This is a genomic window from Streptomyces cupreus (assembly GCF_014257025.1).
GTDB lineage: Bacteria > Actinomycetota > Actinomycetes > Streptomycetales > Streptomycetaceae > Streptomyces > Streptomyces cupreus.
Genome location: NZ_JACMSF010000057.1, coordinates 46,849 through 53,174, shown reverse-complemented (window position 1 = coordinate 53,174; position 6,326 = coordinate 46,849). Strand labels below are relative to the sequence as shown.

Sequence of the window (6,326 nt, the reverse complement as noted above, 5' to 3'; positions counted from 1 at the left end):
CTCGCCCCCCTTACCCCCCGCCGGCCGGCGCCCCCGAGGAATCGGACGACGGCCTCGCCGCCCGCCTCAGAGGCAGACCGGACGGCGAGACGGCCCATACGGTCGCCCTGTTGATGGCGCGACACTGGCAGCCCGCTCAGGAATACGCGGCGATCTGCTTGGCCTCGCGGGCACAGGTCGCCTCCATGGTCACCTCCGCCGCTTTCCATCAGGTCCTCGACCGGCTGGCGCTCGGCGAACCCGGTACGGCGCTGCGGCCCCGGCTGCTGGTCGCCGTGCGGGACACGGTCCGGGTGTGGGCGGCCGAGGAGCGGATATCGGCCGTCCTGCCGGATCTCGGGAAACCGGCCGGCGGTCGCGGTATGCGGGCCGCGAAGTCCATGACACCGGAAAATCGCAAGTTGGCCGGGCGTTCATTCCACGCGCTTCCGGGACTGGCCCGGTGTCTGCTGTGGCACATCGAGGTGGAGGCGGAAGCGATAACCGTGCCCGCCGGACTGCTGGGCATGGATACCGACACCGCGTCGGTCGCACTCGAACAAGCGCGTGAAAAATTCCGTGAAGGCTGTGTCCTCGCGCATCGGGAACTCGCGCCGACGAAGGATTGCCGCTTCTACAACCGCCTCCTCGACGTCCCCATTCGTCGCGGCGGAGCCCTGCTGCCGGACGTCCAGGAGCATCTCTCCCAGTGCCGTTACTGCCGTTCGACCGCCGAACAACTGAGCCATTTCGAGGGCGCTTTGGGCACGCTGCTCGCCGAATCCGTGCTCGGCTGGGGCGCCCGCCGCTATCTGGAATCACGCCCCGGCCGCACCAGGCCGAGCCCCCGCCCCCCTGGCTCGGCCCGGCACGGCGGCGGCCGCCGACGGCTGCTGCCCCGCATCCCCGCGCAGGTGCGCAGGACGACGGAGGGGCCGCGTCCGTCCCGGGTGCTGCTCACCGGTGTCGGCATCGCCTCCGCCGGGCTGCTCGCGTCGGTCCTCGCCGCCAGTGTCTGGTCCGACGACGACGGCACCGGTCCGGCCGCCTCGGCGACCAACGGCACCGGCGCCGAGGCCCCGCCCACGGTGTCCACCGCACCCCCGGGCACCGCCCAACTCCCCGTCCCGCCACGGCAGACCCGGCTGCGCAACGCCGAGGCCGACCTGTGCCTGGACATCCGCGACGAGCCGAAGGTCGGCGCCGGGGCCGAGCTCGCGACCTGCTCGGCGGCGGACAGCCAGCAGTGGTCGTACGAGAAGGACGGGCTGTTGCGCAGCGCCGCGGAGCCCGGGCTGTGCCTGGACTCGCATGTGGACGCCGGGGTCGTGGTGCTCGGCCGGTGCGCCGACGGGGACGACGAGCGTGCGGACGATGTGCGCTACGACCTCACCGTGCAGGGCGAGTTGCTGCCCCGCTGGGACGAACAGCTCGCCCTCGCCTCGACCAACGGCGAAGCGGGCTCTGACATCGTAGTCAAGGTCCGTGACGGCTCCGACGCCCAGCGCTGGCTGGCCGATCCGGGGGAGTCGGCGAACCCGGGCTCGCTGTCGGTCGCCGCGCCATCGGCCCGCGCTGACTGACCACGTCCCGGGGGGCGTTGCCGGACAGGAACCCGGTCACATCGATGCCCGACCCGGCCAGGGCGCCCTTCTCCAGGGCGTCCTGGTCGATCAGGGCCCGGTGATGATCACGTGCGTGGCGCGCAGCGCGGCCGGGTCCTCGTCTGCCGTTTCCACGACGGTGACGTTCGCTTCGGCGGGGCAGAGCGTGGCGAGTCCGGCTCCCACGTTCCGGCCGCCGACGTGCGGGGCGATGACGGCGAGGTCGTTGTGCGGGGCGGTCAGAGGGACTCCTCGACGAGGTCGGCGGGGCTCAGGCCGGCGGGGCCCGCGTGCCCGGACAGGGCGAGGGTGAGGTCGAGTTCGGCGAGCAGACAGCGGATGACGTGCTCGACGCCGGCCTGTCCGTCGAGCCCGAGCCCGTAGACGTAAGGCCGTCCGACGAGCACCGCCCGTGCGCCGAGGGCGAGCGCCTTGAAGATGTCGTCGCCGGTGCGGATCCCGCTGTCGAAGAGGACCGTCAGCCGGTCGCCGACCGCCTCCACGACCCGGGGCAGCGCGTCGGCCGCCGCGATCGAGCCGGCCACCTGCCGGCCGCCGTGGTTGGAGACGACGACCCCGTCCATCCCGGCGTCGGCCGCCGCACGCGCGTCGTCGGGGTGCACAATGCCCTTCAGGACGATCGGGCCGTCCCAGTTCTCCCGCAGGAACGCCAGGTCCGGCCAGGTCTTGCCGGGGTCGGCGAACAGGCCGACGAAGTGCATCACCGCGGCGTTCGGGTCCTCGTGCACCGGCTTGGCGAGGCCCGCCCGGAAGGCCGGGTCGGTGAAGTAGTTGGCGGTGCCCACCCCGTGCAGGAACGGCAGATACGCCTGGTCCAAGTCGCGTGGCCGCCACGCCAGCAACGGCGTGTCCAGGGTGACCACCAGCGCGGTGTACCCGGCCGCCTTCGCCCGGGTCAGGAAACTCCGGGCCACCTCGGGGTCCTTGGGCCAGTACAGCTGGAACCAGCGCTCGGCGTCCCCCATCGCCTCGGCGACCTGCTCCAGGGGAGTGCTGGAGGCCGAGGACAGGATGTACGGCACGCCCTGCGCGGCGGCGGCACGGGCGGCGGCCGACTCGGCGTCCGGATGCATGATCGACAGCACGCCGACCGGGGCCAGCGCCAGCGGCGCCGGCAGGGCGCGGCCCAACACCTCGACGGACAGATCCCGTTCGTGGACGTCCCGCAGCATGCGCGGCACGATACGGCGCCGCTTCAGGGCGGCCCGGTTGGCACGGGCGGTACTGCCGTCCCCGGCGCTCCCGGCGACGTAGCCGACCGGACCGGGGCCGAGGCGCTGCTCGGTCAGCTCCTCCAGCCGGGTCAGATCGGTGGGCAGCCGGGGTACGGCACCCGTCATGCCGTTGAGGTAGATCTCGTACTGGAAGTCCGCCCAGTGCTCGGCCATGTCGTACATCCCGCCTCTCGTCGCTGAGAACGCGCAGCACGCAGACCATACCGATCAGTAGGGACGAGCGGTCGGTCAGGTCGCGGACGCCTCCAGGATCCCGGCGAGTTCGCGCGGCCGCGAGAACATCGGCCAGTGCCCGGTGTCGAGGTCGACCAGATTCCAGCGCTCGCTCCTGAGCAGCTCGGCCGCCGCGCCCCACGGCTCCTCGCCGTCCAGGAGGCACTTGACGTAGGTGCCGGGCAGCTCGCCGAACGGGCGGGACAGGACTGCCGGTTCGGTGAGCGCCGCACCCGGGTGCGGCGTGGCTCCGGCGACGAACCTCGCCACCTGTTCGTCCGTCAGCCCCTGGCCGGCGAACTCGGCCGGATCCGGGCACGGCCAGAAGCCGTCGTGCGCGGCGATGGCCTCCCGCACGGGGCCGCTCGGCCAGCCGGAGAGGAACGACTCGCCGTCGACCGGGACGTTGGCGTCGATGAGCACCACCCGCCCCAGCCGCTCACCGATCCGCTCCGCCGCCTGTCCCACCGGCACACCCGAGTAGCTGTGCCCGACGAGGACGACATCCCGCAGATCCAGCCGCTCGACCTCGTCGACGATGTCCTGGACATGGGCCTGCTGCCCGGCGGGCACGCCCCGTTTCTCGGCGAGGCCCGACAGCGTCAGCGGATGGACGTCGTGCCCGGCGGCGCGCAGCTGAGCCGCCACCTCGTCCCACGCCCACGCCCCGAGCCACGCACCTGCCACCAGCACGAAGTGAGTCATGCCCGCAACGTAACCGACGGGTCTGACATTGACCCTCGGCGCCGGGCCCGGTGATCGGCGGCACCGGGACGCCGATCACCGGGCCAACCGCGCACCCTGAGCACGCCGAGCAGCGCGGAGACCCCCAGGGATGACGGTTCATCCATCTTTCGGTTTGTCCGTGGATGAGTCCTCCACCGGAGTCCCGGGTTCGGCGTCGGGGCCCTGCGCCCGTACCCGCTGGACGTTCTCCAGGGACTCGCGCAGGTCGGTGAGCCAGTCGTCGGTGTGGCGCTGGACGAGCCGTACGCACCAGGCCAGGGCCTCGCTCCGGCTGCGGGCCACCCCGCCGGCGATCAGTGTGTCGAGCACCTGGCGCTCGGGCTGGCGCAGCCGGGTCATCACGGGCGCGGCGACATGCGTGAACAGGGCGCGCTCGGTACCGCACTCCACGCCCCAGGAGACCTTCCGGCCGAACTTGTGCTCGGCCTCGCGGGCCACCGCCATCCGGGCCTGACGGGTGCGCTCCCGGAACTCCTGTACACGGCCCTGTACGGCCGCGTCCCGCTCGGCGGCCGAGGCGTCCTCGGCGAGCCGGGGTTCGGGGATGCGGCCGATCACCGTGATCTCCTCGCGGTCGACCGTGACCTCGGTCAGCCGCTCGAAGAGATCGTCGGGCAGGCGGCCGGCGAACCAGCCGCGCAGTTTCTCTCGCTGGTCCTTCGTAATCATGTAATGACGATTACTCCGCTCGAACATGAACACAAGGGGTCGCGCCGAGATCGGCCGAGAGCGGAATCGGAATGTTTCAGGCCTATTAAGGAGCGCATGGAATTCGGCCACTTGGCTGCTTCGGGCGATCAAGAATCGCCCGACCAAGGGGTTGGAACGTTCGAATTCCGTTACTTCACGCCACTGATTCAATACGCAAGGTTACTGAAACGCGTGGGGTCGATGTGTGTTCCGGCGCCGGACTCGGCAGACTCGCGCTCGCCGGTTCCGGCCCGATCGGGCGGGCTCCGGCACACCCCCGATTCGAGCGGAAGGATGCACACAATGCGGAACACCGCGCGCTGGGCAGCGGCCCTCGGCCTGACGGCAGCGGCCGTCTGCGGCCCCCTCGCCGGAGCCGCCCCCGCGGCCCCCGGCAACGCGCCCGCCTCGCTCTACGCCCCCTCCGCGCTCGTGCTCACCGTGGCGCACGGTGAGAGCGCGGCGCTCGCCGCCCCGGAGCGCGCCGTCACCCTCGTCTGCGCCCCCGCGCCCTCCGGCACGCACCCGGCGGCCGGCCCGGCCTGCGCCGAACTGCGCGCCGCCCAAGGGGACTTCGACGCACTCGCGAGCGACGACGACATGCTGTGCACCAGGGAGTACGACCCCGTCGTCGTCACGGTCGACGGCGTCTGGCGAGGGGAGCGCGTCTCCTATGAGCGGACCTTCTCCAACGAGTGCGTGAAGAGCTCCCTCGGAGCGAGCGTCTTCGCGTTCTGAGGGACCGGGATCGCATGGCCTCCGTGAACAAGTGCAGCGGCCCGCAGCTGGGGAGTGCGTGTCCTGTCGCGGGGCCTGTGATCTCGTATCGGGGGCCGGCCGGGCGGAGTGGGGCCGCCCGGCCGGCACCTCGGACCAGAGCCGGTGTCACACCGGCTCTCAGGCTCTCAGGCCTTGGGCGCCGGCTTGAGCACCACGAAGTCCGCGCCCGACGGGTCCACGCACACCGCGAGCCGGCCGATGCCCTCCGCGTCCTCCGGGCCCATCTGCACACTGCCTCCGTTCTCGGTGAGCCGCGCGAGCGCGGCGTCGCAGTCCTCGACGTCGAAGACCGGGTGCCAGTACGGCTTCCCGCCGGTCAGGGAGAGGTGCTCCGCAGGCAGCCCCATGATGCCGCCCTGCATCCGCTCCTCGGGCAGGCCCTCCGGGGTGATCAGGGAGTACGTGCCCCCGCCGCCCGGGAGTTCCATGTCGCTGTACCGCCAGCCGAAGACATCACCGTAGAACTTCTTCGCGCCCTCGGTGTCGGTCGTGTACAGCTCGGTCCAGGACAGCGATCCGGGCGCGTCCACCAGCTCCACGCCCGAGTTCGTGCCGGGCTGCCAGACGGCGAACTGGCCGCCCAGGGGATCACTGAACTGCGCCATACGGCCCCACTCGTCGAGGTCCATCGGGGCGACCCGCACGGTGCCGCCCGCCTTTTCGACCGCCTGGGTGGTGGCGTCCGCGTCGGCGACGCTGTAGTAGATCATCCAGGCCGAGCGCGCACCCTCCTCGGTGAGCTTGCCGAGCCCGGCGACGATCTTGCCGTCCTTGCGGAACATGCCGCCTTCCATGTCCTCGCCGCCACCCTCCATGGACTCGTACTGCCAGCCGAGCACGGCGCTGTAGAACGCCGCGGCGGCCGGGACGTCGGGGGCGCCGAGGTCGAGCCAACAGGGGACGCCGGGGACGGGGTCGGTGGTGATCATGAGCTTTCCCTTCGCAGGTCCGTGCCAAGTCAGCCTGGCACCGGCCCCTCCGCCGCGCACGACGGACGGACGGGCAGGCTGACGTGAGTGCCTCTCGAAGGGTTGGACCCCTCGCGCCCCCGGAACTC

At 71.8% G+C, this 6,326-nt stretch carries 6 protein-coding genes; 2 read left to right on the top strand and 4 right to left on the bottom strand.

What is annotated here, in order from left to right; translation table 11 throughout:
* A partial coding sequence (locus H4N64_RS35475) for an RICIN domain-containing protein (RefSeq protein WP_260860168.1) occupies positions 1-1,562 on the top strand: 1,562 nt, incomplete at its 5' end.
* Between the two features lie 260 nt (positions 1,563-1,822).
* On the opposite strand, the gene H4N64_RS35465 is transcribed toward H4N64_RS35475, so the two are convergent.
* From H4N64_RS35465 to H4N64_RS35455, 3 genes are all read right to left on the bottom strand, one after another.
* Positions 1,823-2,992, bottom strand: coding sequence for a lactate 2-monooxygenase (locus H4N64_RS35465; RefSeq protein ID WP_186286651.1), 1,170 nt, complete (start codon positions 2,990-2,992; stop codon positions 1,823-1,825).
* 75 nt (positions 2,993-3,067) lie between these two features.
* Positions 3,068-3,757 carry an alpha/beta fold hydrolase gene (locus H4N64_RS35460; protein ID WP_186286650.1) on the bottom strand — a complete coding sequence of 230 codons (690 nt, stop codon included), beginning with the start codon at positions 3,755-3,757 and terminating at the stop codon, positions 3,068-3,070.
* Between the two features lie 138 nt (positions 3,758-3,895).
* Positions 3,896-4,468 carry a hypothetical protein gene (locus tag H4N64_RS35455; RefSeq protein WP_186286649.1) on the bottom strand — a complete coding sequence of 191 codons (573 nt, stop codon included), beginning with the start codon at positions 4,466-4,468 and terminating at the stop codon, positions 3,896-3,898.
* Between the two features lie 324 nt (positions 4,469-4,792).
* Between H4N64_RS35455 and H4N64_RS35450 the strand changes: the two genes are divergently transcribed.
* On the top strand, positions 4,793-5,227 hold the full coding sequence (locus H4N64_RS35450; RefSeq protein WP_186286648.1) for a protease inhibitor: 435 nt from the start codon (positions 4,793-4,795) through the stop codon (positions 5,225-5,227).
* A 167-nt stretch (positions 5,228-5,394) separates the two neighbouring features.
* Here the strand turns inward: H4N64_RS35450 and H4N64_RS35445 are convergent, their stop codons facing one another.
* Positions 5,395-6,198 (bottom strand): VOC family protein, encoded by an 804-nt coding sequence (locus tag H4N64_RS35445; protein ID WP_186286647.1) that lies wholly within the window; start codon positions 6,196-6,198, stop codon positions 5,395-5,397.
* Positions 6,199-6,326: the final 128 nt, after the last annotated feature.

Bases quoted from the DNA above. Each gene is read 5' to 3' on its own strand.
- H4N64_RS35445 (WP_186286647.1), bottom strand. From the start codon at position 6,198: ATGATCACCACCGACCCCGTCCCCGGCGTCCCCTGTTGGCTCGACCTC.
- H4N64_RS35455 (WP_186286649.1), bottom strand. From the start codon at position 4,468: ATGATTACGAAGGACCAGCGAGAGAAACTGCGCGGCTGGTTCGCCGGC.
- H4N64_RS35465 (WP_186286651.1), bottom strand. From the start codon at position 2,992: ATGGCCGAGCACTGGGCGGACTTCCAGTACGAGATCTACCTCAACGGC.
- H4N64_RS35450 (WP_186286648.1), top strand. From the start codon at position 4,793: ATGCGGAACACCGCGCGCTGGGCAGCGGCCCTCGGCCTGACGGCAGCG.
- H4N64_RS35460 (WP_186286650.1), bottom strand. From the start codon at position 3,757: ATGACTCACTTCGTGCTGGTGGCAGGTGCGTGGCTCGGGGCGTGGGCG.